Source organism: Pseudoalteromonas sp. SS15, from assembly GCF_049257195.1.
GTDB lineage: Bacteria > Pseudomonadota > Gammaproteobacteria > Enterobacterales > Alteromonadaceae > Pseudoalteromonas.
This window is the reverse complement of sequence record NZ_JBMMUD010000010.1, coordinates 78,915-103,455: the sequence shown is the minus strand read 5'-3', so window position 1 is coordinate 103,455 and position 24,541 is coordinate 78,915. Positions and strand designations below refer to the sequence as shown.

General features: G+C 42.7%; 24 protein-coding genes and 1 riboswitch. Of the genes, 6 read left to right on the top strand and 18 right to left on the bottom strand.

Features of this window, described 5'->3' with window-relative positions; all coding sequences use genetic code 11:
* Nucleotides 1–3 precede the first annotated feature (3 nt).
* On the bottom strand, nt 4–939 hold the full coding sequence (locus AAEU28_RS18285; protein WP_421965392.1) for an ATP-grasp domain-containing protein: 936 nt from the start codon (nt 937–939) through the stop codon (nt 4–6).
* Between the two features lie 189 nt (nt 940–1,128).
* Here AAEU28_RS18285 and AAEU28_RS18280 point away from each other — a divergent pair, with 189 nt between their 5' ends.
* Complete coding sequence (locus tag AAEU28_RS18280; protein WP_421965391.1) at nt 1,129–2,265, top strand: M20 family metallopeptidase; 1,137 nt, start codon at nt 1,129–1,131, stop codon at nt 2,263–2,265.
* Nucleotides 2,266–2,461: 196 nt separating this feature from the next.
* Entirely contained in the window at nt 2,462–2,647 is a 186-nt protein-coding gene (locus tag AAEU28_RS18275) for a hypothetical protein (RefSeq protein ID WP_421965390.1), read from the top strand.
* 70 nt (nt 2,648–2,717) lie between these two features.
* Here AAEU28_RS18275 and AAEU28_RS18270 read toward each other — a convergent pair whose 3' ends face one another.
* From AAEU28_RS18270 to AAEU28_RS18260, 3 genes are all read right to left on the bottom strand, one after another.
* A complete protein-coding gene (locus AAEU28_RS18270; protein WP_421965389.1) occupies nt 2,718–3,314 on the bottom strand; it encodes a hypothetical protein in 597 nt (198 codons plus the stop codon).
* Nucleotides 3,315–3,456: 142 nt separating this feature from the next.
* Nucleotides 3,457–4,266 carry a bifunctional DNA-formamidopyrimidine glycosylase/DNA-(apurinic or apyrimidinic site) lyase gene (mutM, locus tag AAEU28_RS18265; RefSeq protein ID WP_421965388.1) on the bottom strand — a complete coding sequence of 270 codons (810 nt, stop codon included), beginning with the start codon at nt 4,264–4,266 and terminating at the stop codon, nt 3,457–3,459.
* A 38-nt stretch (nt 4,267–4,304) separates the two neighbouring features.
* Nucleotides 4,305–4,856: a hypothetical protein gene (locus tag AAEU28_RS18260; RefSeq protein ID WP_249297233.1), complete on the bottom strand. Its 552-nt coding sequence runs from the start codon at nt 4,854–4,856 to the stop codon at nt 4,305–4,307.
* A gap of 135 nt (nt 4,857–4,991) precedes the next feature.
* Between AAEU28_RS18260 and AAEU28_RS18255 the strand changes: the two genes are divergently transcribed.
* Both AAEU28_RS18255 and AAEU28_RS18250 read left to right on the top strand, forming a co-directional pair.
* Nucleotides 4,992–5,912: a manganese-dependent inorganic pyrophosphatase gene (locus AAEU28_RS18255; protein WP_421965387.1), complete on the top strand. Its 921-nt coding sequence runs from the start codon at nt 4,992–4,994 to the stop codon at nt 5,910–5,912.
* A gap of 74 nt (nt 5,913–5,986) precedes the next feature.
* Nucleotides 5,987–6,751, top strand: coding sequence for a helix-turn-helix domain-containing protein (locus AAEU28_RS18250; RefSeq protein WP_421965386.1), 765 nt, complete (start codon nt 5,987–5,989; stop codon nt 6,749–6,751).
* Between the two features lie 49 nt (nt 6,752–6,800).
* Here the strand turns inward: AAEU28_RS18250 and AAEU28_RS18245 are convergent, their stop codons facing one another.
* A complete protein-coding gene (locus tag AAEU28_RS18245) occupies nt 6,801–7,589 on the bottom strand; it encodes a substrate-binding periplasmic protein (protein ID WP_421965385.1) in 789 nt (262 codons plus the stop codon).
* Nucleotides 7,590–7,735: 146 nt separating this feature from the next.
* On the bottom strand, nt 7,736–9,556 hold the full coding sequence (locus AAEU28_RS18240) for an alpha/beta hydrolase (RefSeq protein WP_421965384.1): 1,821 nt from the start codon (nt 9,554–9,556) through the stop codon (nt 7,736–7,738).
* Nucleotides 9,557–9,678: 122 nt separating this feature from the next.
* Here AAEU28_RS18240 and AAEU28_RS18235 point away from each other — a divergent pair, with 122 nt between their 5' ends.
* Nucleotides 9,679–11,703, top strand: coding sequence for a winged helix-turn-helix domain-containing protein (locus tag AAEU28_RS18235; protein WP_421965383.1), 2,025 nt, complete (start codon nt 9,679–9,681; stop codon nt 11,701–11,703).
* A 36-nt stretch (nt 11,704–11,739) separates the two neighbouring features.
* Here the strand turns inward: AAEU28_RS18235 and AAEU28_RS18230 are convergent, their stop codons facing one another.
* The 9 genes from AAEU28_RS18230 to AAEU28_RS18190 all read right to left on the bottom strand — a co-directional run bounded on the left by AAEU28_RS18230 (nt 11,740) and on the right by AAEU28_RS18190 (nt 20,153).
* Complete coding sequence (locus AAEU28_RS18230) at nt 11,740–12,582, bottom strand: hypothetical protein (RefSeq protein ID WP_421965382.1); 843 nt, start codon at nt 12,580–12,582, stop codon at nt 11,740–11,742.
* Nucleotides 12,583–12,682: 100 nt separating this feature from the next.
* A complete protein-coding gene (locus AAEU28_RS18225; protein ID WP_421965381.1) occupies nt 12,683–13,420 on the bottom strand; it encodes a HesA/MoeB/ThiF family protein in 738 nt (245 codons plus the stop codon).
* Nucleotides 13,420–14,955: a thiamine phosphate synthase gene (thiE, locus tag AAEU28_RS18220; protein WP_421965380.1), complete on the bottom strand. Its 1,536-nt coding sequence runs from the start codon at nt 14,953–14,955 to the stop codon at nt 13,420–13,422. The genes AAEU28_RS18225 and thiE overlap by 1 nt, the downstream gene beginning before the upstream one ends.
* Nucleotides 14,956–14,990: 35 nt before the next feature.
* Nucleotides 14,991–15,776: a thiazole synthase gene (locus tag AAEU28_RS18215; protein ID WP_421965379.1), complete on the bottom strand. Its 786-nt coding sequence runs from the start codon at nt 15,774–15,776 to the stop codon at nt 14,991–14,993.
* A gap of 2 nt (nt 15,777–15,778) precedes the next feature.
* A complete protein-coding gene (gene thiS / locus AAEU28_RS18210) occupies nt 15,779–15,973 on the bottom strand; it encodes a sulfur carrier protein ThiS (protein WP_058031113.1) in 195 nt (64 codons plus the stop codon).
* Nucleotides 15,970–16,980: an FAD-dependent oxidoreductase gene (locus tag AAEU28_RS18205; protein WP_421965378.1), complete on the bottom strand. Its 1,011-nt coding sequence runs from the start codon at nt 16,978–16,980 to the stop codon at nt 15,970–15,972. The genes thiS and AAEU28_RS18205 overlap by 4 nt, the downstream gene beginning before the upstream one ends.
* Before the next feature lie 91 nt (nt 16,981–17,071).
* Nucleotides 17,072–19,021 carry a phosphomethylpyrimidine synthase ThiC gene (gene thiC, locus AAEU28_RS18200; RefSeq protein ID WP_421965377.1) on the bottom strand — a complete coding sequence of 650 codons (1,950 nt, stop codon included), beginning with the start codon at nt 19,019–19,021 and terminating at the stop codon, nt 17,072–17,074.
* Nucleotides 19,022–19,152: 131 nt separating this feature from the next.
* Nucleotides 19,153–19,253, bottom strand: a riboswitch (TPP riboswitch).
* A gap of 32 nt (nt 19,254–19,285) precedes the next feature.
* Entirely contained in the window at nt 19,286–19,732 is a 447-nt protein-coding gene (locus tag AAEU28_RS18195) for an META domain-containing protein (RefSeq protein ID WP_421965376.1), read from the bottom strand.
* Nucleotides 19,733–19,763: 31 nt separating this feature from the next.
* Nucleotides 19,764–20,153: an acyl-CoA thioesterase gene (locus tag AAEU28_RS18190; RefSeq protein WP_421965375.1), complete on the bottom strand. Its 390-nt coding sequence runs from the start codon at nt 20,151–20,153 to the stop codon at nt 19,764–19,766.
* A gap of 188 nt (nt 20,154–20,341) precedes the next feature.
* Here AAEU28_RS18190 and AAEU28_RS18185 point away from each other — a divergent pair, with 188 nt between their 5' ends.
* Nucleotides 20,342–22,423: a TonB-dependent receptor gene (locus tag AAEU28_RS18185; protein WP_421965374.1), complete on the top strand. Its 2,082-nt coding sequence runs from the start codon at nt 20,342–20,344 to the stop codon at nt 22,421–22,423.
* Between the two features lie 268 nt (nt 22,424–22,691).
* On the opposite strand, the gene speD is transcribed toward AAEU28_RS18185, so the two are convergent.
* The 3 genes from speD to AAEU28_RS18170 all read right to left on the bottom strand — a co-directional run bounded on the left by speD (nt 22,692) and on the right by AAEU28_RS18170 (nt 24,416).
* Nucleotides 22,692–23,501: an adenosylmethionine decarboxylase gene (speD, locus tag AAEU28_RS18180; protein WP_421965373.1), complete on the bottom strand. Its 810-nt coding sequence runs from the start codon at nt 23,499–23,501 to the stop codon at nt 22,692–22,694.
* An 84-nt stretch (nt 23,502–23,585) separates the two neighbouring features.
* The gene (locus tag AAEU28_RS18175) at nt 23,586–23,999 is read right to left on the bottom strand and encodes an OsmC family protein (RefSeq protein ID WP_421965372.1); all 414 of its coding nucleotides are present in this window, start codon (nt 23,997–23,999) and stop codon (nt 23,586–23,588) included.
* 81 nt (nt 24,000–24,080) lie between these two features.
* A complete protein-coding gene (locus AAEU28_RS18170) occupies nt 24,081–24,416 on the bottom strand; it encodes a DUF3802 family protein (protein WP_058031121.1) in 336 nt (111 codons plus the stop codon).
* Nucleotides 24,417–24,541: the final 125 nt, after the last annotated feature.

The window sequence follows — 24,541 nt, the reverse complement described above, 5'->3', positions numbered from 1 at the left end:
GATTTAAGCCACCTTGGCAGATTGCAGTGAAAGTTTGCGTTGTACAGTTTTGTCTATCAGCTCGACCATGGCCGAGATTTTGCTGTGATTAAAATTAATCCCCAGCGCTTCTTGTTCGGGCGTGGCAAAGGCAGGAATGGTATTCACTTCAAGCACCACATATTCTTCTCGCTCTCGGTCGTAAATAAGGTCAACACCTGCGATCTCTAAACCGAGCGTTTGTGTGGCTTTAACTGCAATATCGACCACTTCGTCACTTGGCTCGCGCACGAATACAGAGCCACCGCTGGTGATGTTGGTTTTCCAATCGTCTTTCGGTGCCTTACGGCCATAACAGCCCACACATTTGCCATCAACAATATCAATGCGGTAGTCGGTGTTGTCATAATTGATAAAGCGCTCTACGTAGAAATAACGTAAGTCGGTGCGGCTTAAAAAGGGCATTAACATGTCGAGCGCCTGCTCAGAGTCAATTTTTACTATGCCCACGCCACCCCAGCCGTCGGTTGGTTTGTAAACCAGCTTGCCGCCGAAGTCTCGGATGGCTGACTTTAAGCCGTCCATGTCGTTCTTGTGGCATAAGCGATAATCTGGTGTGACGATGCCTTGCGAGCTTAGTAAGTGAGAGGTGCGGAATTTGTCTTCAGCAATTGAGAAAGCGTTGTAGTTATTCAGTGTCGGAATGGTTTCGCTCAATGTTTGATACAAGTAAAGCTGATACTGAGTTTGCTGCCCTGCGTTATAGCTCAAGAACGTATCTAACTTTTCCATGGCGATGCCATTACACATAATTGAGCCGCCCTGCGCTCTAGCATCTCTTAAATTTAAGCCTGTTGAGGTTTGAATGCCTCGCTCAGCCAAAGCGTGAACTAGCTTTTGCTCGATGGCTTTACCGCCACCATTTTCGTACATCCAAATGCCTACATGAGGTGCTGTCACAATGTGCTCCTTGTTTTCAAAAACGGGTCTAATGCAAAAGGGTTATTTGCGCTGTTGGCCGCAATTTAAACGGATCAAGATGACACTTTTTTGACCAATTGCATCGAACAAAATTTGTTCATAAAACATTCACCTCCTTGAAACATAGTGTCGAGAAACTGGCGGCAATTAAATACAGGGAAATCCGTTATGACACCGATAGATTTTGCAGAATTAGCAACCCTTATTCGTTGTAATTCTCACAGTAAAAACAAAGCAGGGATTGATGAACACGGCGAGCAAATGATTGCGCTGCTCGCGCCTTTGGGTTTTGCTATGACCCGTTACCAAAGAGAAAATATTGGTGACCACTTGCTTTTCCATACCCCTAAAAGAGCAGGTAAGAAAGTCTTATTGCTCGGCCACCTAGATACCGTTTTTCCACCCAATACCTTTACCGAATTTAAGCAAGATGACGACTGGGTGTATGGCCCTGGTGTGTGCGATATGAAAGGTGGTAACTTTGTTGCCTTAAATGCACTTCGTAATTTAAAAGCGCAATTTGGTTCTCTCTACAACATCGATTTATTATTGGTCAGTGATGAAGAAACTGGCAGCGATGACAGTAAATATTTAACTGCAAAACTCGCCAAAGACTATGACGCATGTTTAGTATTTGAAGCGGCGGGTAAAGATCACGAGGTCGTCATTGGCCGAAAAGGCATTGCCACGTTCGATATTGAAATAATTGGTAAAGCTGCCCATGCCGGTAATCATTATGCCGATGGCATCGATGCCAACTATGCACTGGCAAATATGCTTACCGAGATGACAGCGCTGACCGATTTAAAAAAAGGCAGCACCGTGAATGTTGGTAAAATTTCAGGCGGTTTAAGCACCAATACCATTTCACCAAAAGCCAATATGATGGTCGAAGCCCGTTTTAAAACGCTTAAAGAGCAACAACGTTTACTCAAAGGCATAGAAAATATCTGCTTCGCCATGGAGATCACTGGTGTGCAAATCAACGTTAACGGTGGCTTGCAACGTGGCGTGATGAGCCCTGATGCAATGCAACAGCAGTTACTCGACGAGATTGCCATGATCTTAGATGAACCGCTGAAAACCGAGCAACGCGGCGGTGTGTCAGATGCAAACGTTGTCAGCGCAGCAGGTGTACCAACCTTAGATGGCTTTGGCCCCTATGGTGACGGCGACCACACCATTCACGAGCGCGCATTAAAAAGCAGCTTTGAGTTACGTATTAGGCAAGTGACACAGATATTATCGGCGTGGTGTTATCAAGCGGACAGCGAAGTATCTAAACAAGATGCGCTCGAAGTTTAAAAATATTCATACTTTAAGCTATTTAAACGAAAAAACAGCTTTTAAAAGCCTGTTGTTGAACATTTTTCAAACAGCCACCGACTGTACACATGTTTAGCTGTGAGTTTAAATTTCTTCAATTTAATTAGACTGATTTTTGTGCAATTTTTGTAGTGCTTATTTACCGATAAGTACTACAAAATATAAGGAGCATAAAATGAAACTAAATAAAATTAAGAAGCAACAGCTTAAAAACTTAAGTCAGAGTAAGATGAATAACGAGCAAACGGCTGCTGTTGCAGGTGGTACATACACTAACCCAGCGCTTAGCTGTATCTCTTGCTTAACTGACTGCCCACTTTATAGATGTTCAGCATTCAGTAAAGCTGCTATGGCTTGCTAAGTTTTAGCCTATAAAAAATAAAGCCGGTTTGCACCGGCTTCATAAATCACTTGTATTGTAACTATTCTCGTCACGCTCTTAACCAAGAATGATGAAAAAACCAAACAATAAAGTGTGAGAAAATAAATGCCAAAAAGTACTGATATGTTATTTCTGTAGCAAAATTAGCTAGCACCACTACAGACAAAGTAGTCAATAAAATCGTCTTGAGTATTAGTTGAATACTTGGCTTTACACTAATTATATGATTATGCTGAGCTGAAGTTTTAACTAAAGGCACAGAGATTAAAAGGGTAAATAACAACGACAACCCAAAAACTGCGAGGCCTTGCTCAAAATTTAGCGTCTGCGTAATAGCTAAATATGTATAAGCAACGGCACATATGGCATGAAGTAGATAAAAAACTGCATACTTGCGTGTTACTGGCAAATATCTATTTAAATAATGTGCTTTTTTTGCATTGCAAGCCTCTCCAACTAGTCCCTGCCTAAGTAACATAACCAAAGCGATATGACCCATCGCAAAAAAGAGTGGCAATACCTTTGTTCCACTGCTGGTCATTATCATGAACAAGATAACAATCAGACTGAAAACATATGACACAAGACCTGCTTTGTTTTTAAGCAGGTTATCTTTCAATGAAGCAGTCAGATAACTTTTTTCCATAAATAATCCTTATTTAAGAAATGTAAAAATACAGCTGTGAAAATATTAGTCTCTGTAAATCATGGCCGTTAACGATACGATTAAAAAAGGTACAGCGCAACTAGAAATAGAAGATACTGGCTAGACACTAAAAAATTCGCATTTAATTCTGACACTTAGGGCAATACACGGTACTTCGCTGCCCCAAGCGAATTTCTTTCAGCACAGTTTTACACGTCACGCACTCTTCGCCTTTGCGTCCATACACCAGTAATTGTTGGGCAAAATAACCCGGTTTACCGTCAGACTGTGCGAAGTCTTTCAGTGTTGTGCCGCCTTGGGTGATTGCCGCAGCTAAAGTGTCTTTGATAATTGGCGTGAGTAATTTATAGCGCTTTAATGACACCTTGCCCGCTTCGCGTTTTGGATGAATACCCGCTTTGAACAGCGATTCGTTGGCGTAAATATTACCTACCCCCACAACCACATGGTTATCCATAATAAATTGCTTTATAGGCACCTTCTTGTTACGAGAACACTCAAATAAATGTTCGGCAGTAAATTCATCGGTGAGTGGCTCAGGCCCAAGCTTTGCAAACAACGCATGAGATTCATTCGGTGCTTGCCATAAACACGCACCAAAACGACGAGCATCGTTTAGACGTAACGCTTTGCCATTATCGAAGTGGATTTCAACATGATCATGCTTTTTCAGCGGCTCACTGATTGGCACAATGCGCAAATGCCCCGACATACCCAAGTGTAAAATCACACTGCCAATATCCGTAGCGAGCATTAAGTATTTTGCTCGACGGCGCACACTGTTAATCATCAGCCCTTCGATGTCTTTCACTTCATCTGGCACTGGCCAACGAAGACTTGCATTGTGGATCAAGACTTTGCTGACTGTTTGCTTTTCAATGTGTGGGCTAATGCCTAAACGGCTGACTTCGACTTCTGGTAATTCAGGCATGAGGTTCTCTAATGTCTCTTTCTTTAAATATGTTGAGGTTACTGTGCTGTTGCTTGCGCTAAGTTGAGCGGCTCAAACAGTTGATACGCTAGCTCTGATTCTAAGATCAGCCAAGATTGCTGCTGCTTATCAAAAATATAGTATTGCTCGGCGTCTTGATAAAGCTGAAAGCTCCAAGGTAACTCTTCACCAGCTAACCAAAACTGCGCAACACTGATGGCTTTGCTACTCGGCAAAGAAATATCTGTCAGCTCTAACTCAACTTGTTGCCATGCATCAATCAACAAAGGCAGTTGATTTGGACTTACTTGCCACGGCCCTTCACTACGCCAAGCGGTGCCAATGCGCTCAATTTTGTAGCCAGGAAAAGCCAATGTCAGTACAAATGTTTGCTCGGGTAAGAGTCGCTGGGGGCCAGACGCTTGCTCATTTGGGTTGAGCTTATGATGCAGACCATTTAAAAAGAAGATCATGATCAGCATGGCGAAGATCACCACGTTATTCCATGCTTTACGACTCAATCCCATGCGCTTGCCTCTGTGCTTTATTGCTTTTATTAAATAGTCGTTTTGCAGTGTATCGAAAAACATCTTCACTGTGGAGCATGCTTTTACCCTGTTTTGCTTCGGTTAGGCTTAGATTTAGGTCTAAAAATGCGTCGACTTGCTATTAAACTGTCGTGATTGTTTGCTAGAATATCGCGCAAAATTTAAGGAGTTCCGTCCATGGCAATGTATGTAGTGGGTCATAAGATCCCAGATTCAGATTCTATTTGTGGTGCAATTGCACTTGCGTATTTAAAAAATCAAATTGGTGAAGCAGCAATCGCAACACGTTTAGGCGATGTGACACCTGAAACACAATATATTTTAGACACGTTTGGTTTTGAAGCACCTGAGCTTAAAATGAGCTATGCAGGTGAAGAGGTTTACATCGTAGACCACACTGAAAAAACACAAGCACCAGATGACATTGATGAAGCAACGGTTGTGGGTGTTGTTGACCACCACAAACTTGGCGACTTAACGACGTCTACACCGCTTGAATGTTGGATCCGCCCTGTAGGTTGTTCAAACACCATCATCAAGATGATGTATGACTTCTACGGTGTTGAAATTCCAAAGAACATCGCAGGTCTTATGTTAGGTGCAATCCTATCTGACACAGTAATCTTCAAGTCACCAACTTGTACAACTGCTGACATCAAATGTGTTGAAGTACTGGCTGAAATCGCGGGTATCGAAGACTACAAAGCATTCGGCATGGAAATGTTTAAAGTTAAATCAGCGGTTGAAGGCACGCCAGCTCGCGACTTAGTTATGCGTGACTTTAAAGACTTCAACATGAACGGTAACCTAGTCGGTATCGGTCAGTTAGAAGTTATCGACCTAGCTGTATTTGACGACATCAAAGCTGATCTTGAAGCTGACATTGCAAAGCTGAAAGAAGAAGGCGGCCGTCACTCTGTATTCTTACTACTTACAGACATCATGAAAGAAGGTTCACAAATGCTTATCGCGTCTGATGACGAAGGCATTGTTGAGCGTGCTTACGGTGTTGCGCCTGAGCAAAGCCGCGTATGGTTAGATGGTGTACTAAGCCGTAAGAAGCAAGTTGTACCACCACTACAAGATGCGTTTGCATAAGTAATAACTAGCAAGTTATGCAAATAGTTGATAAAACCGAAGCAATGTCTTCGGTTTTTTATTGCCAATAATCTATGAAGCAGCACACATCTAGCCCATTACTTATCGAGCCCGGCGTATTAGCTATTTTTGGCGCAGTGCCAGAAACGGCTGCACACCAACACACGCTTATTCAGATCACCTTACCCATGGGTGACGCAGATATGCGCCTAACTCTGCCAAATCATGATGCAATACAGCTCACTGGTGCAAACATCATTAATCAAGCTGTCAGTCATCAACTCACCATGCAAACTGGATGGGTGATCTTAATTGAGCCAAGCTGCAAGCTTGGCAAGCAACTTACGGCAAAACTGGCTGATAAAGAATTTATTGAAATAAAAATTAATAAGAACTTAGACAGTACTCAAAGCCTAAGTGAGTTACTCACTTTGTGTGGTTTACCCCCTGCACTTCAAACCACGGTACCTCAAACCCCATCACCTTTAACCACAGCACCGCAAACCATACTTGATACACGTATAGCTCGCTTACTCGATAAGCTTAATCGCTGCATTGGTCATGAGTGTGTGAAACCACAACAGTGGCGCGCAGCAGACATTGCGATTGAGCTCAACTTATCAGAAAGTCGCTTTTTGCATTTATTTAAAGACACCATGCAAATCCCCTGGCGACCTTATTTATTATGGCGACGTTTGATCTGTGCAGTACAGACATTACAACAAGGAAAAACCGCCACAGAAGCGGCGTATATTGCAGGTTTCTCAGACAGCGCGCATTTGAGCCGCACCTTTAAAAAGCAGTTTGGATTGAGCCTGAGGGAATATCAAAAGCGTTAAGAAAAACCCCTATAGAGTTTGCAAATATTGTTACAGACAATCAGCAAAACTACTGAGCCTCAGTCAAGGCCACTTGCTCCATTCGCCCCAGGTAAGCTTCAACGATTTTGGCGTAGCCTTTACCCTGTTTAAACTTCTTTAATTCAAAATTAAACCTATCTCTGAGCATTTTATCTTTAAAAGCGACACTGGCGGTGACAGGTGGGATTAAGTAATGATGCTTAAAGATATCTATGGCTCTTTGTTTGTCGTTCAAACGGTAGAAATAATAGAAAATATATTGGTCTAATACTGCAAAATCGTAACGGGATTTAGCCAGCATCTCGGGGATCACTGACATATCTGCCGACTCTTTATATCGCGCTTGCTCCGACATGGTTTTAAACTCATCGCCAAAATAGCCCGGCGCACCTTGAAAAGTAATCACAGAATACTTTGCAAGATCGCTGATAGAGTCGGGAGATAAATTACGCTCAGATAAAGAAAACACCATAGGTTTATAGGTAACAATAGGGTCGCTGATATAAAAGTTATCGCTATCTTTTGCAAAGAATATCGGTGCCATTAGGTCGTACTGGCCAGAGCGAACTAATTTTTCTGCACGGCCGAGCGCGACAAAGTGCAAATTAACAGAATAACCTAGCTGCCTGAGCACGGCTTTGATCACATCTAAATCTATGCCGCTGTAGAGTTGATGATTTATGGTATGAGGTGGCCCTTCGCTGGTGACTAGGTTAAGGCCATGGGTAATATTAGAAAAGCACAATGAAAATAAAAAAGCACAGTATTTTAGAAACGATCCTTTTGCTCTATTTCGTTTATGAGAATTACTATGCATCTTAATTCCATGCTCTGTAAGCCTGATTTACTAACCTATAAGTTTAGGAGTAATCTCGAGGAGGTAAAGTACTGTACTGACAAAAACGTCAAATTAGCCCACGCAACTCCTAGTAAGCGCGCAGGCCATCAAGATTTAGAAAAGTACTAATCGTTACGCTCTAATATCTCTAGTATCGCTTTAACGACAGTATCAGGGTGCTCAAAAAACACTTGATGACTGGCATTTTCAAGTGCGTAGTATTGTCCTTGAGTTTTATTCGCAATATCTTTACTCCATTGCGTGCCCTCTTGTTGCCATTGAATTAAACCCGGTTTTTCTTCCTCGTTAGCATTAGCAATATCTAAGCGCTCAAAGTCGCTGTCAATTATACTAATAGGCACACTAATATTGTGCTGTAATGGCTCAGCAATATTCAGATCATCATGATAGTTCATCATTTCTTTTATACGTGTTACTTGATTTTCGACTTTTAACCGCAGCTCAGTTACTTGGTCATAGTAGACCCAGTCCATTGTCTCTTGATGATTTGAAGGGATGAGCTTGACGATCTCTTCACGTTCAATAGCAATACGCTCACGACTCTTTTCTGTCCAATTTCCGCCACTTACATGCTCAACATATTCGCTTTTATATTTTCGCAGGCCTGCAACCGCGCCACTTTGATATTGAGCAATCGAGTGAGGTAGTAAAATATCGGGATCAGCCCACACTACACCATTCACCTGAATTTCAGGGTTGGGATTATGTAAGTACATAAGGGTCGCTAAGTTGCTGTTAGCGAAGCTCAAGAATGTAACTTCTTTAGTGCCTATTAAGCTAAGTAGTTCAGGTAAATCTGCTGCCAGCTGTTTGAATGAAGGCTCTTCTACATCGGAGCTCCAAGCATTCCCTAACCTGTCTATTACATGCACTCTCGCATGCTCTGCAAGTAATGGTTGCAAAAGTGAAGCCCAAGCGGAGTCACTGTGAAAAAACTTGTTCGCACCAGAGAGTATCACTACATCTCCCTTTTCAGTTTGTTTACCCATACTTCTAACGTGGTAGTTTTTAGTATTCACCGTATAAAGAGCTGAGTATTCAGGTAAAGCGTACCCGCTGCTTTGATTAAAAAAGTCTAATAGCTGGTTTGAGGTTGAGTAGTTTTCAAAAGACCAAGCATGGCCACCTCTATCAATGCTGACTAATTTGCTCAATAGTTTAGCGTCGATTGAAGAACGATATAGTTTCTCAGTAACGCGCTCACTGGGCGTACTTTCAGACACTATGGCATCAGGTATGGTCTGGCTAGTAATCAATTCGACTGCTTTAGGCGCCGAAATAAGCCCAAAGTTATGATGCACCAGACCTTGATAAGGTAACACTCTATCAGCGGTGCCTTGCACTAACATATAACTTGTTGGATCGGAAATACTACACATACTCGATAGCCTATCTGACATAGGTGATGCCACACTTGCGACAGCTTGAAACTTTTCACTGAACTTACACAGCATGTTTTGACTGAACAGCCCTCCTTGAGAAAAGCCCACCGCGTAGTTTTCACCTTCTAACAAATTATATTCGGCATGCATTTTATCAATCAATTGAACGATAAATTCGACATCTTTAGCACCTAAACGATGTGCTATATTGCACTCACACCCTTCATCCCACTCTATCTCCTTTGATTTGGGGTAAATTACTAGGTAATCATCGCTTAAGAACTCAAATCGCGTCATGCGTTGCATGTCCTTTTCTGTTCCTCCTGAACCATGAAAAGCAAATAATAACTTGTATGCTTTTCCTTCTTTAATCCCTCCTTCAGGGAAGGCCAAGGTATAAAAATGACCTCCCAAACTTGAGTGTAAATCACTTGAGGTTTCCTCTGGTGTGTCATTCAGTTCAACCTGCTCTGTGGGGTGACTCTGGCTTCCACAAGCTTGTAAGAAACCAGACAATACAAGGGTTAATAATAACTTTTTCATTTGTCTCTCCTGTTTTGCCAAGAGACTAAATTTGCTGCTACATTATTGTCACAACCTTTAATCGAATTTATCGTTACCTTTTGCTTACCTAAAAAATAAGTATAAAAAACATTAGGCTAGGTATGAAATATCAAATCCACGACATTATTTTTGATACTCAAGAAAAAGCGCTTTTTCATAATGAAGGCAGCATTTTATTAGAAGCCAAGTCGTATCACCTATTATTAGCCTTTATTCAAAGTGACGAACCAGTTCTATCGAGAGATAAATTAATTGAGTTATCATGGCCACAACAAGTCGTCTCTGACGGTGCGGTGAATAAAGCGATTTCTAAACTTAGAAGTCATCTAGAACAGCTATCACCAGATGTTGAATTTATTGTCACCAAGCCAAAGTTTGGGTATCAATTTTGCGCACCTGTAAAAATACTGTCTGGGCCTAATAACACATTGGGCTCAACAAAGATAAAGCCCTCTGTCAAACTTCAAAATAGATGGGTAACCATCGTCATTTGCACTTTTTTGCTTATATCGCTTTTTTTCTTATACATACATAACACTTTGCAGAACACAGAAGAAAAGAGCAAACAAACTGAGTTTAGCCAGTTTAGATTTACCGCGCTCGATGGTGTAGAAACCAAGCTCAGCAGTGCAAAAGACGGGCAAGTGTTATTCATTAATACTGATGTAAATGGTCAAGCATCTCTTTACTTGAAGGTAAATAAAAACATCCCTAAAGTATTGCCCATAAACCTGACTGACGTTCGAGATATTCGACTTGCTCCAAATGGGAAAGTCATCGGACTGGTTTCTCAAAATAGAGAAAGCTGCTTAATAGAACAGGTATCACTCGCTTCTTTTGATAAAAAGACGTTGCTAGATTGTAGTCAGTTTTCAGATGTCAAAATTGCATGGCACTACGATATGAAAAGGCTCTTTATTCAAGCAAGAAAAAGTAACGCTACGCCCTATAAAATATATCAATTTAAGATAGCAACTCAGGTACTAGAGCAAATATCCTTGCCACAAAAACACGCCGCTTTAAATGGCGACTTTCGATTGGCCGCTCACCCTACTCAACCTCGTTTAGCATTTGCTCGATATCTTGAGTCTGATCGCAGTGAAATTCATGTGCTAAATACCCATACATTGGAAAAGCTGGCAACTTATTCTGTACCGTATGTGGTTGGCGCTTTAGCATGGGACGCAGAAAATGATGTGCTGTTTTTTACTGCAGAAAAAACCTTACTACAAGTTGATACTCAAAGCGGTTCTAAACACATCATCAAACAGCTGAGCTATCCGGTTGAGTCAATTACCAGTACCTTCTCTCCTAATGGTAAGGTATTACTCGCGACTCAATATCACCCTAGCAGTCGTATAAAAAGATATGACCTCAACACACAAAAAACTCAAACCATGCTTAACAATGCCGCGCTCAACCGTCTACCAAGGCAAACTGATAATCAGTCACTGTTGTTTCTCTCAGATATGATGGGCACGCATGATTTATGGCAACTTAAAGGCGAAGCATTACACAAAATCTCACTGCCATTTGAGTTTGGCTTTAGACGCTTTCAAGCTGATAACCAAGAAGAGCATGTACTTTTTGAAAAACAGGGCGCTTTATATGAGCTTAATTTGCTCACAAATGAAGTGAATAAACTCATAACAGCTGAGCACAAAGCGTATATTGCAAACTATAGCCAAGACGATAAAAACATCATCTATAGCAGTCAAAAAAGCGGTCAATGGCAATTATGGCTGTTTAACAAAACGACTTTTACACACACTCAATTAACACAGTATGGTGGCTATAGTGGGTATCAATATCAAGGCGGTCTGATTTACTCAAAAAGAAATCAAGCTGGACTATGGCGTTTGTTTGATAGTAAGGAGACTTTACTTATTAAAGATTTTAGCAATATAAACTGGCTCAACTTTCAACTAATAGAAGACAAGGTTTACTTTTATCGTAAGGGCTCGGGCATTTGGCGTTATAACTTAACAACAAAAGAAGCTGAAAAAGTCATGGAGAGTAATCAACATTTCATCAACCAGTTTCATGTTAACTCAGCACAAAATGCAATTTTGTTTGCTGAGCTCAAACCTATTCAAGGTGATGTGCAAGGTTTTGTGATCAACTAGTATCTATATGCTCTAGTTGATCACAATGAATTACATTTATAGATCCCAAAGTAACATTAAACCAACGCTGCTATTGGTTGTTTCGCCTTCTGGAAATTCGACAGCAAAAGTAGACTCTCTATCCACTAAAGTCCCCGTCCACTCAACAGGGCCTTCTTGGCCTCTGTCTAACATTGAGTAGCGCGCATAAGCACCTAAATGAATACCTTCGGTAACTTTAAAAGAGACATTCGCTTCTAGGTTGTAGCGTAAGGTGTCTGTCGCGAAGTCTAATCCATCAAATTGCGTGTTATAAGTTTCAGACCAAATGGTATGACCTACCGTCGCCTTAAAACCATAACGCATACTTTCTGACAGCTTGCCACTTTCGTAGGCTATACCTGCATCAAGATAAATCTCGTTCGACTTTTCTTCTTGCATGCCGCCTTTGATCACCGAGCCATCTTGTAAATTTAAATTAATGCCTGTTCTTTTATAAGTAATAAGTGACAGCGCTGTACCACCGATAACTCTAAAGTTTTCAGTCAATTTATAGTGCAACGCAAGGTGAGTGCTGGCGTGAATGTATTCAAATTGATTGCGTTGATAAACCCCAAATGTTTCATGGGTCCATTCTTCATTGTCAGAATTCGGTGAGAAAGTCGCGAGCGCATCTACAGAGAATGCAAAGGTTTCATTAATGTCGTACAAACCACCGCTGTTGAGCATCAGGTTGCTCACACTCGCATCAGATTTAACTGGCACTAATGTAGCCGTTTCTTTGTAACTGATAGATTCATTACCCACGGTCAGGTAACTATAAGAAATGCCCTCACTTTGGGCATATGTATTAAAAGAGTTTAAAAGTGAAAGTGCGGCTAACCCGTATAGAAGCTTCATTGTTGCGTCCTTAGTTTGTAAACACAAAGAATTGTGAATTCAATCTAAAAGGTTAGCAGTTATTTATATTTCGACGAGAAAATAGCTAAATTTCTTGATATTAACAGCATGCACATTCTGGTTCTTTAAACAGCCCAAATGATTTTTGCGCTAACGTTAAACCATCAACTTGTTTAAACACGCTACCGCTATGATGACCTAAAATCATGTTTACGGTATAAAGCGCCTGCATTGAGCCAATGACTCCTAACAACGGGCTTATCACCCCAAAGTTATCGCAACTTTGTGCCACTTGCCCGCCTTCTTCTGGGAATAAACAGGCATAACAAGGGGTTTCGCTTCTAAAATCAAACACCATCACCTGACCTTGGGTTGCGATGGCAGCGCCTGAGATCAAGACTTTTTTCTTCGCTAGACAATATGCATTCAGTAGATAACGGGTTTTAAAGTTGTCGCTACAATCAAGAATAAAGTCTGCACCAGCCAATAGCCCATCTAAATTTTCTGCACTTAAACGTGCGTGCACAGGATGCATTGAAATTTGATTATTTAGACTGGTCAGCACCTTGCCCGCAGCTTTAGCTTTGCTTTGACCAAGGTGGTTTACTTTATAGATGACCTGACGTTGTAGGTTAGATAGCTCAACTTCGTCATCATCAATAAATGTCAGTTGCCCTACCCCTGAAGCCGCCAAATACAGTAAAGCCGGACTGCCTAAACCGCCACAGCCGACCACGGCAACTTTGGCACTTTTCAGCTTATTTTGCCCAGCTTCGCCAACTTCTTTGAGTAACAAGTGGCGGCTATAACGCAGCCGCTCTTTGTCATCCAATGCCATTAATCCTCACCTCGTCCTTTGCGAATTGCAGCTTTAAGCTCAAGAACCGCATTTTGGTGATCATCAGCGAGGGTGATCGCACGGACAACCGCGACACTGCCCACACCGGTACTGGCAACTTGCTCAGTGCGTGCAATATCAATACCGCCAATCGCCACGGTCGGGTAATGTGCTTTCATTAACGGCACAAAATGCTTGAGCTTTTCAAGGCCCTGAATTTGCCCTGTCATGTCTTTGGTCGTGGTTGGGTAAATCGCCCCAAATGCCAAATAGCTCGGGCGATAATTGTGCGCACGCACCATTTCATAAAAGCCGTGTGTCGATACGCCTAAGCGTAAACCTGCATTTTGAATTGCCGATAGGTTAGCTTCACTTAAGTCTTCTTGACCAAGATGCACGCCATATGCGCCATGCTCGATGGCTAACTGCCAGTAATCGTTGATAAATACACGCCCCTGATATTTCTCCCCCAGCATAATGGCGGTTTTAATTTCTGCTTCTAGGTTTGGATCGTTTGGATCCTTTATGCGCAGCTGTACGGTCGGTACACCTGCGGCTAAACATTTTTCAATCCAATCGGCAGTATCAACAACCGCGTACAGCTCAAGCTCACCGTTAGTGTCGGCAAAACCTGCGGCAAAATTAAAGTCATCCGGCGCGGTCAGTTCCAATTCATCAGCTAGCCAACTGCCCGGCTCTATCACTTGCGGGAAATGCGTTAAATCTTCTGGGAAGCCTGTATGAGCCACAGGGCCAATGCCTTCGCCATACCGTACGGCAGCTGCTAAACCCTGATTGATATACGCTTTGCCTAAAATAAACGCATCTTTTAACGGGTAACCTTTGGCAAGACAAGCCGCGATACATGACGATAAGCTGCAACCCGTGCCATGGGTATGCGGAGTGATTACAGCTTCGTTTCCTAGCCAATATTCTTCTTGGTTGTCACTGCGACAATAATCTATACAGTAACCTTTCGGGTAATCCCAGTGGCCACCTTTAATCACCGCTGCACCTGCACCAAAAGCCTGTAGCTTTTCGGCAGCTTCAACCACTGAGCTTGGGCCAATAAGGTAGATACCTGTGAGTAGTTGTGTCTCGTGTGTATTTGGGGTGATCACATCCACCAGCGGGAAAAGATACTTTTTCAGTGCGTCAACCGTGTCTTCTTCAGTTAAAGTATCACCACTGGTTGCAATCGCAACCGGGTCATACACCACCACTGGCGGTACTGCCCACGTTTTTTTGTAGTGAGCAATGTGCTCGGCGATTAACTCTACTTGCGCGATATTGGCAAGCAAGCCTATTTTAATCACTTTTGCAGGCATATCTTGCGCCAGTGCATTAAGTTGAGACTCAATCACGGCATTACTAACAGGGTTAATGGCTTCAACCCCAAGGCTGTTTTGTGCGGTTAGCGCCGTGATCACTGTACAGCCATGAACACCAAAGCTGTGCATAGCTTTAAGGTCGGCTTGAATACCTGCGCCACCACCACTGTCTGAGCCTGCAATACTCCAAACAACTTCTGACATCTCAGACTCCTAAACTCTTAATCTATTTATATTTTTTAATCTTGATGCCAAAACGGCATACCCATGGTCGGCGTAGAAGGTGCCGCCACCTCTTTTTCAGGCATGGCTTTGGCTTCATAACTAAAGCGCCCAGCTTCTACTGCTGACTTAAACGCTTTGGCCATAGTCACAGGGCAACCCGCACCAGCAATGGCCGAGTTTAATAGTACCGCATCATAACCTAGCTCAAGCGCTTGGCAAGCGTGAGACGGCAAACCTAAGCCAGCGTCCACAATAAGTGTATGATCTGGCAGACGCTCACGAATGGTTTTTAAATTATAAGGATTAATTAACCCTTTGCCTGTGCCAATTGGTGCGCCCCAAGGCATCAATACCTCACAGCCTAAATCGGCCAATCGCTGACAGATCACTAAGTCATCGGTGCAATAAGGCAGTACTTTAAAGCCATCTTTGATCAAAATATCTGTGGCTTCTAATAAAGCCACGGGATCAGGCTGCAAATTATACTCATCGCCAATCAGCTCTAACTTGATCCAATCTGTATCGAAGACTTCACGGCACATTTGCGCCAAGGTCACCACTTCTTTCACACTGTGGCACCCAGCTGTATTAGGCAATACACGCAGCCCGGTGTCTTTGATTAGTTGCCAAAAATCTTGCCCTGCTTCGACTGAATTTTGACGTCGCAACGACACAGTCACAATTTGCGACTGCGATGCCACCAGCGATTGCTGCATAATTTGCGGAGACGGATAAAGCGCTGAGCCTATCAATAAACGGCTATCAAAAGTTTCGCCATAAATCGTGAGTGGTTTATGCATGTTTACCCCCCTTGAATAGGCGACAATAATTCGATTTGATCGCCCTCTTTTAATTCAGCCACAGCACATTGGCTGCGTGGTACAAACTGCCCATTCACAGCCACAGCAAATGGCGGCACTGCGCCTTGCGATTCAATAAATGCTTGTAAATTAGTGTCGGTTAACGCGACTTGTTGACCATTGAATACGACGTTCAAAGTAACCCCTTGCTCAGTGCTTGCTGCACCACAAAAGGTGCAAGTAAATAACCATGGCGATATAAGCCATTAATTTGGATGAGGTTGTCTTTTACCTCAATGTTTGGACGATTATCAACAAACGCAGGTCTTAGCCCAGAATTAATCGACATTACTCGGCCCTCACTAAAGCCGCTGTGTACCGTGTAGGCAGCTGACAACAACTCAAGGGTAGAGCGCACCGTGATCGGGCCATTATCTTGCGACTCAATCTCAGTCGCGCCAATGACAAACTCATGATTTGGTTTCGGCGCAATGTAAATTGGGTAGCGTGGATGCATTAAACGAACAGGACGAGTTAACGTCACTTCTGGTGCGTATACACGCGCGACTTCACCACGAACGCCACGCAGCCCCGACACTTCGTCTTTGGCACCTAGGCCACGACAATCGATGATCCAATCGAATGCTTCACCATTCACTTGCCCCTGCTCGCAATACACTGACTGACCAAAATGAAACTCAACATCTTGCTGTTGTAAGGTCTCAAAACTGGCGCGATAAAAAGCCAAGTTATCGAGCTGACCTTCACAAGGTAAAAATATGCCTTGATGAAAACGCCCTGCAAGTTCTGGCTCTAACTGAGCAATATCTTGGCTATTGGCTAAGTGTGCTTGGTGCCCTGCGAGGGGTTTCAAGCGTTGTGAAAAGCTTTGTAAGTCGCCCTTGTCTTGTTGATGCGCAACAACGAGAGTACCTGCTTGTTGAAAAAATACTGGGGAAGAAAGTTTTGCCAAAAGTTCGGGCCAAAGTGCCATGGCTTTTAAGCCATCTTCGGCTAAATCTGCTTCACAAATTACCGACTCTGCCAACGGCGCTAACATGGCCGCCGCTAACACACCGGCGCTGTTATTTGCTTGTGCGTCGTCTTTTTCGAAGATACTCAGTTGATAGCGATCCATCAGCATCAATGCTGCAACACGCCCCAACAAACCAAACCCTAATACAGCAACTTTTGGTTTACTCATTTCTGCCCCTAAAAACCCGAAGGTTAAGACCTAAGATGCAATCATCTCAGGTCTAAAAAACAATGCCATGCGCGAAGCATGGCATAAATTGCTAAATCGCTTTGTGATATAGCTCAGAGCCTGTTTGTTTAAACTCTTCAGACTTGGCTTTCATTTCAGCTTCAACATCGATCATCTTGATCTTAATTGCGTTGTTATCAGAGATATCAACGCCTTGTGCCTCTAGGTCTTTCGCGTAGTCACGTACTTCTTGGGTGATCTTCATTGAACAGAACTTAGGACCACACATAGAGCAGAAGTGCGCCACTTTGCCCGACTCTTGCGGCAGTGTTTCGTCGTGATACTCAAGCGCACGCTCAGGATCTAGACCTAGATTGAATTGGTCGTGCCAACGGAACTCGAAGCGTGCTTTTGATAACGCGTTATCACGAATTTGTGCACCTGGGTGACCTTTCGCTAAATCGGCAGCGTGAGCGGCGATTTTGTATGTGATAAGACCTTCTTTTACGTCTTCTTTGTTTGGTAGGCCTAAGTGCTCTTTTGGTGTTACATAACACAGCATAGCCGTACCATACCAAGCGATCTGCGCAGCACCGATACCAGAAGTAATATGGTCATAACCCGGCGCGATATCGGTCGTTAATGGGCCAAGGGTATAGAAAGGCGCTTCATGACAGTGCTCTAATTGCTCGTCCATGTTTTCTTTGATCATATGCATTGGCACGTGACCAGGACCTTCGATGAACACCTGAACGTCATGCTCCCACGCAATCTTCGTCAGCTCACCTAGAGTACGAAGCTCTGATAATTGCGCTTCATCGTTCGCATCTGCAATTGAGCCCGGACGTAAACCATCACCCAGTGAGAAACATACGTCATACTGCTTCATGATCTCGCAGATGTCTTCAAAGTGTGTGTATAAGAAGTTTTCTTTATGGTGCGCTAAACACCACTTCGCCATAATTGAACCACCACGCGATACAATACCGGTCACGCGTTTTGCCGTCATTGGTACGTAGCGAAGTAATACACCAGCGTGAATTGTGAAGTAATCCACACCCTGCTCTGCTTGTTCAATCAGCGTATCGCGGAAGATTTCCCATGTTAAATCTTCAGCAACACCGTTTACTTTTTCAAGGGCTTGGTAGATTGGTACGGTGCCGATTGGCACTGGAGAGTTACGTACAACCCATTCACGCGTTTCGTGAATATAACGGCCTGTAGACAGATCCATTACCGTATCTGCCCCCCAACGCGTTGACCATACTAGCTTCTCAACTTCTTCTTCAATTGAAGAGGTAACTGATGAGTTACCAATGTTGGCGTTCACTTTTACTAAGAAGTTACGGCCAACAATCATTGGCTCTGATTCTGGGTGATTGATGTTGTTAGGAATGATAGCTCGACCACGTGCCACTTCTGAGCGAACGAATTCTGGTGTGATAAACTCTGGAATTTCAGCACCAAACGACTCGCCTTTGTGCTGTTGCGCTAATAACTCTTCACGAATTTTTTCACGCCCCATGTTTTCACGAATCGCGACGAATTCCATTTCTGGAGTGATAATGCCCTGACGCGCATAGTGCATTTGCGTCACGTTCTTGCCTTTTTTAGCTCGGCGAATTTTAGGTAAGTGCTCAAAGCGGATGTGATCAAGGCCTTCATCAGCCATACGCTGTTGAGAAAACTGTGAGGTTACTGACTCAAGTTCTTCTGTGTCGTCACGGTCTAAGATCCACTGCTCACGGTATTTAGGTAAGCCCTTACGTACATTTAGCTCAAAGCCCGGCTCTGTGTAAGGGCCTGACGTATCATAAACACGGACTGGCTCATTTTTTTCAAAAACAGGGTTTTCTTCTGTGCCACCAATAAAGCTGTCGCTTAAAGTGATTTCGCGCATACCCACACGAACACCCGCTTGCTCACCTTCTACATACACTTTTTGTGAGTTTGGAAACGGTTGGCCAGTAAGGTTATAAATATATTCTGATGCCGCGGCACGGGTTTCGCGACGGCTTGGCTTGCTACTATTGTTTGACATGACTTGCCTCATGGTTAGTTAAGGTGTCTTGTCAGATCTCCAGATGGAGAGAGATGGGGGTTAGCCCAATTGGTCCGAGCCACATGCATGCACGACGCATATTAGCTTTTTGCAGCCAGCAAAGATATTTGCTTGCAAGGCAGCTTGTTCCCTACGCAGGTTTTAACCTGATCAGGTTCACGGATCCCGCAAATAATGCGATCTCAGCCCGAAGGCACTCCGACAAGTAACGAATTGAGTGCAGTCTACTTCATAAACAATGACTTATTCAAGACCATCTAAACGTTTAAAATGTAGTACTGGCTTACCATTTAGTATTAGCGCCTTATCTGACACCGTAAAAGGCACACCGATTTCTAACATATTCAGTAGCATACGCTCTTGTTTATCGAGCTCATCGGAGCAGAGCATTTTAGTCATGCCGATTTGCTCAACATATAGCTGATTATCTTCAATACGGGTTTTACCAAAGAAACGGTTGCATCCTGTGTGGCCCATGATCTGATTATCTTCGACAAGCTGAAGGCGCATCTCACTACTGCGCTGCTTAACTTCATCAATATGACTTAACTGCCAATGTCCTTGCGGTAGCGTCTTTTCAGAGAAAGGGTTAAGGCTATTTGGGTCATCCCAAACCATGGTACAGCCCGATAAAATAGCAGAGCCCGATAAACCCAGAACAATGGCTAAAGTAGATAAATTATTTTTCATATTAGGCTTCCTATATTTAGGGCTAAAGTTTTTATGCAAATAACTGCTCAAGTTGTTCAGGTACAAATGGGCGACCTTTTTCATTTACCGATGTGCCAGTTACGACCGCATCCAGCATGAGTTTATTGTCTGCCGCGCGGATCACCTTTTGATTAAAGGCGAATTTCAATCGGCTTAAACGCTCCACTTCGACTTCAACGTAAAACGCATCACCCGGTTTTAATGAATCTTTGTAGTTCATCTCTGAGCGGATCACCACTAAATTCACCTTATCACGGGCAAGTTGGGCAAAATCGATATTTTTAGCCGCTAAAAACTCATGCCGTGCATGCTCAAGATAATTGAAATAGACGCTGTTGTTGACAATACCTTGTAAGTCGCACTCATAGTCGCGCACTTTAAACTCAACTTGAAAACTCATTTAATCCTCTATTAACTCGGTGATATTGGTCGCTGTTATAACATAATTAAACATAGTTTAGCTTCTCTGTATGGCCTGATTTGTTAGAATAGTCAGCGCGTGCCGAACTTAACTACTGATTTTGAATTGAACAAAACTGACATTCATAACGTATGCACGCCTCACTATTAAAACGGAATAGCCTGAAAATGAAAGCAAAAATCTCTCTGTTATGCGCAGCCATGCTGCCTTTATTTGCCACTAACGCGGTTGCTGAACAAACTAGCTTTGAAGTTATCGAAGTCACGGGTGACTTTAAAAAAGAAAGCATTCAAACCTTGAGCGCCAGTGCCAGTGTGTTAGGTGAACTAGAAATTACGCAACGCGGTGCAAGCTATTTAGATGAGATTTTAAATTCAACGGCTAATGTGAACTTCACAGCAGGCGCATCGCGCGGCCGTTATGTGCAGATCCGTGGCGTTGGTCTTCGCTCGCAATTCCAAGACCCAATTCAACCAAGTGTGGGCTTACTTATCGACGGCATTAACTACTCAGGCCTGGGTGGCAGTGCATTATTATTCGATGTTGAGCAAGTTGCGCTTTATCGCGGCCCGCAAGGTACTCGTTATGGCGCTGATGCCATGGCAGGTATGATTGATATGCAAACCACTGCGCCTACCCAAGATAAAGCATTAAAGGTGAAGTTAGGTGTTGGTAACCACAATAGCTACGAAGCTGGCATTGCGGCTGGTACTGGCTTAACTGATAGCTCAGCTATCAGAGTGAGCGCGTTCCAACGTAAATCAGATGGTTATACCGATAACCTATATCTAAATCGCCCAACCCAAGAACAAGATGAGCAAGCTTTAAGATTAAAGCTGAGCAATGAATGGAACGATAACTTCAATACTTCACTTGCTGTACACCACATCAATATCGAAAACGGTTATGACGCATTCACGCTTGATAATAGCCGCAACAGTGTTGCTGATGAACCAGGTCAGGATAACCTAGAAAGCGATGCTTTCTCTTTAACTGCAAATTACACCGGCTTTGAAACAGTCAATATCACAGCAACAGCAACGGGCCTGCAAGCAGACTCACTGTATAGCTATGATGAAGATTGGGTATGTAATAACGCCAACCAAGCAAACTTATGTGTAGCAGGTCTTCACCCTTGGGGTTATAGCTCTACAGACAGCTATATTCGTGACACTGAAAAAGGCACATTCGACCTGCAAATTAGCTCTAAGCAAGATGATTGGGTTGTGGGTCTGTATTCTGAGCGTCGCGATGTAGACCTTACTCGTGCTTATACTTGGCAATCTCAAGATTTTCATTCAAGTTTCGATATTCGTAATACTGCGCTTTATGGTCAAAAAATTACATCAATTGCAAAAGATGTAGAGCTGATCACTGGTTTACGTGCAGAAAGCTATGAGGCTGACTACAAAGACAGTAATGGTTTTGCTGAAACAACCGATAAAACCATGCTAGGTGGTAAAGTTGCGCTAGAGTATCAAGTTGTCCCTCGCACTATGATCTACACAAGTCTATCTCGTGGCTACAAAATCGGTGGCGTAAACGGTGAAGCGCTCGCGAAAGCGAAAGATAAAAACCTAAACATTCAGCCAGAGAACTACACCTTCGACCCTGAATATTTATGGAATGCCGAATTTGGTGTGAAAGGCCAATCCGAAGATAAGAGCCATACTTTGCGTGTCACTGCTTTCTACATGAAGCGTGACGATATGCAATTAAAGCAATGGCAAGTTCAAGACCAGCAATTCGCTGGATATTTAGATAATGCTAGTTCAGGCAAGAACTATGGTTTTGAAGTCGAAGGTACAAAACAATATACAGAACGCCTTGCTCTTAACTATAGCTTTGGCTACTTACGCTCAAAAATTAAAGGTTTCACCACTTCTGATGGCATCAATCAGCACGGCAGAGATCAAGCACAAGCACCTAAATATCAATATGCGTTTAGCTTTAACTATGCGCTAACAGATAACCTAGAAGCGCAACTTGGTTTTGAAGGTAAAGATAGTTATTACTTCTCAGACAGTCATAACGACCAAGCGCCTAATCAAAATCTGATTAATGCAAGTATAAGCTATCACAGAGCTAACTGGTCACTGACTGCTTGGGGAAGAAACCTGGCTGATAGAGACGTGCCTGTTCGAGGTTTTGAGTTCGGTAATAATCCACTTAAAAAGTACGCGACTGAAAATTACTACCAGTATGGCGAGCCTCGCCTTGTAGGATTAACGTTTAAATACGAGCTATAAATGTAAAACCCCGTAATACCAATTCTGTTAAGTATGTGATCAGGGATAGCGCTGGATAAATGAAATGGTAACAAGGCGGAATTTTTCTTATGTAGTTGTTCTACATTGATAAATTCTAACGCAGTTAGCATGATATTTAGCACGCTAGGATGATCAGCTATTTAAGTGAATTGGTATAACATAGAGTACAGGGTGTTTTTTATCTCTAAGATTGAGACATAAAAAAAGCGCACATTGGAAAATGTGCGCTTTTCTTTTTTATGAGAAACTAGCTTAACTCTGGCAGGTTACGGCCATAGAAGACTTCTTGGATCTCACGCTCTACTTTCGCGCGGATTTCTTTTTCTTCTTCTGCACTTAAATCATCAGTACTTAAGCCGAATAGATAAGTATTCAGATCCGTCTCTTTTAACATCATTTTAGTGTGGAATAAGTTTTCTTGGAAAACATTCACATCCACCATGTGATACGCTTCTTTAGTATCTTCTGTCATGTAATTCTGGATTGAGTGAATTGCATGATCTATGTAGTGTTTTACCCCTGTAATATCACGCGTAAAGCCACGTACACGGTAATCGATTGTCACCACATCCGACTCTAAAGAGTGAATTAAGAAGTTCAACGCTTTAAGTGGAGAGATTACGCCACAGGTTGATACTTCGATATCTGCACGGAATGTACAAATACCATCATTAGGGTGCGCTTCAGGATAAGTGTGAACACAGATGTGACTCTTATCTAAATGTGCAACCACTGACTCAGGAAGTGGTCCTGGTGTTTCGTTACTATCAAATGTCTGCTGCTCTACCGGCTCTTCAGACACCAAGATAGTTACACTTGCACCTTGCGGATCATAGTCTTGGCGAGCAATGTTCAGCACATTTGCACCAATGATATCGACAACTTCTTTTAGAATATCCGTTAGGCGATCAGCGCTATATTGCTCATCAATGTATTCTAAATATTCTTTACGCTGTTGCTCCGTTTTAGCGTAACAAATGTCATAGATACTAAAGCTTAAACTTTTCGTTAAGTTATTAAAGCCGTGGAGCTTAATTTTATCAAAGGGCTTGTTCACTATACTCAACCTTTAAACAATAAATCTGCAACGCAGAACTCAAAGAGGGCGGATTTTATACGAAAAATCCGCACTGAAAAAGCGTTATTTTGCAACGCTTTCAATAACCTCATGACTGTGAGTAATTTCTACTGTTTTATCAAGCATTAAGGCCACAGAACAGTACTTCTCAGCAGACAGCTGAACAGCGCGTGCAAGGTGCTTTTCAGAGACATCTTTACCAGTAACTACAAAGTGTAGATTCATTTTGGTAAATACTCTAGGCGCGCTTTCTGCTCGCTCTGCGGTCAACTTGACTTCAACATTCTCAACCTGTTGTTTTGCTTTTTTTAGAATACTTACCACATCTACCGATGAACAACAGCCTGTTGACATTAACACCATTTCCATTGGGCTTGGGGCAGCACCATTAGCGCCTGTATCAAATACCACATTATGACCAGACTGTGATCGGCCAATAAAGGTATCGCCATCAACCCACTTAATATTTGCTTCCATTTTTAACCTCTATAAATACAAACACCGCCTGAAAGCGGCGGTGTTATAAAATGCTATAAACTGTTTGAGACTGCAATTATTTTAGATCGCGGCGTCGAAAAGGTTTTTAACCAAACCTGCAAACTCTTCAATAAACTCTCGTTGCTCTTTGGTCACTCGTTGCTCGGTCACGCTAGACAGCACTTCTTGCAAGTCATAGACGATACCATCTACCTCTCGGACAATTAAGCTGCGTTGCTCAGTTGATAATTCTGTGTTTTGCTCACAGATTTTAATTACATACTCAGCGATGACATCTTCAATTAACTCCATCACCCTTGGTGCACCTGGTTCAATCTCACCAGGCTTTTCAAACAAGGTTAAATTGTGGGTTAAGTACATTACTAACTCATCATAGCCCTGTTTATCTAATACCATAGTTTGTCCACCTGAAACTCTCAAAGCATCTCCTATTGATTTAAGCAGAAACTCACATGCATTGCTACTTTTACAGCTAACGGATGAAAAAAAAGCAGCCTAAGCTGCTTTTTTTAATACTTTTA

Excerpts from the sequence above, each read along its gene's own strand:
- AAEU28_RS18280 (WP_421965391.1), top strand. The coding sequence starts at position 1,129 with ATGACACCGATAGATTTTGCAGAATTAGCAACCCTTATTCGTTGTAAT.
- AAEU28_RS18275 (WP_421965390.1), top strand. The coding sequence starts at position 2,462 with ATGAAACTAAATAAAATTAAGAAGCAACAGCTTAAAAACTTAAGTCAG.
- AAEU28_RS18270 (WP_421965389.1), bottom strand. The coding sequence starts at position 3,314 with ATGGAAAAAAGTTATCTGACTGCTTCATTGAAAGATAACCTGCTTAAA.
- mutM (WP_421965388.1), bottom strand. The coding sequence starts at position 4,266 with ATGCCTGAATTACCAGAAGTCGAAGTCAGCCGTTTAGGCATTAGCCCA.
- AAEU28_RS18260 (WP_249297233.1), bottom strand. The coding sequence starts at position 4,856 with ATGTTTTTCGATACACTGCAAAACGACTATTTAATAAAAGCAATAAAG.
- AAEU28_RS18255 (WP_421965387.1), top strand. The coding sequence starts at position 4,992 with ATGGCAATGTATGTAGTGGGTCATAAGATCCCAGATTCAGATTCTATT.
- AAEU28_RS18250 (WP_421965386.1), top strand. The coding sequence starts at position 5,987 with ATGAAGCAGCACACATCTAGCCCATTACTTATCGAGCCCGGCGTATTA.
- AAEU28_RS18245 (WP_421965385.1), bottom strand. The coding sequence starts at position 7,589 with ATGCATAGTAATTCTCATAAACGAAATAGAGCAAAAGGATCGTTTCTA.
- AAEU28_RS18240 (WP_421965384.1), bottom strand. The coding sequence starts at position 9,556 with ATGAAAAAGTTATTATTAACCCTTGTATTGTCTGGTTTCTTACAAGCT.
- AAEU28_RS18235 (WP_421965383.1), top strand. The coding sequence starts at position 9,679 with ATGAAATATCAAATCCACGACATTATTTTTGATACTCAAGAAAAAGCG.
- AAEU28_RS18230 (WP_421965382.1), bottom strand. The coding sequence starts at position 12,582 with ATGAAGCTTCTATACGGGTTAGCCGCACTTTCACTTTTAAACTCTTTT.
- AAEU28_RS18225 (WP_421965381.1), bottom strand. The coding sequence starts at position 13,420 with ATGGCATTGGATGACAAAGAGCGGCTGCGTTATAGCCGCCACTTGTTA.
- thiE (WP_421965380.1), bottom strand. The coding sequence starts at position 14,955 with ATGTCAGAAGTTGTTTGGAGTATTGCAGGCTCAGACAGTGGTGGTGGC.
- AAEU28_RS18215 (WP_421965379.1), bottom strand. The coding sequence starts at position 15,776 with ATGCATAAACCACTCACGATTTATGGCGAAACTTTTGATAGCCGTTTA.
- AAEU28_RS18205 (WP_421965378.1), bottom strand. The coding sequence starts at position 16,980 with ATGAGTAAACCAAAAGTTGCTGTATTAGGGTTTGGTTTGTTGGGGCGT.
- thiC (WP_421965377.1), bottom strand. The coding sequence starts at position 19,021 with ATGTCAAACAATAGTAGCAAGCCAAGCCGTCGCGAAACCCGTGCCGCG.
- AAEU28_RS18195 (WP_421965376.1), bottom strand. The coding sequence starts at position 19,732 with ATGAAAAATAATTTATCTACTTTAGCCATTGTTCTGGGTTTATCGGGC.
- AAEU28_RS18190 (WP_421965375.1), bottom strand. The coding sequence starts at position 20,153 with ATGAGTTTTCAAGTTGAGTTTAAAGTGCGCGACTATGAGTGCGACTTA.
- AAEU28_RS18185 (WP_421965374.1), top strand. The coding sequence starts at position 20,342 with ATGAAAGCAAAAATCTCTCTGTTATGCGCAGCCATGCTGCCTTTATTT.
- AAEU28_RS18175 (WP_421965372.1), bottom strand. The coding sequence starts at position 23,999 with ATGGAAGCAAATATTAAGTGGGTTGATGGCGATACCTTTATTGGCCGA.
- AAEU28_RS18170 (WP_058031121.1), bottom strand. The coding sequence starts at position 24,416 with ATGGTATTAGATAAACAGGGCTATGATGAGTTAGTAATGTACTTAACC.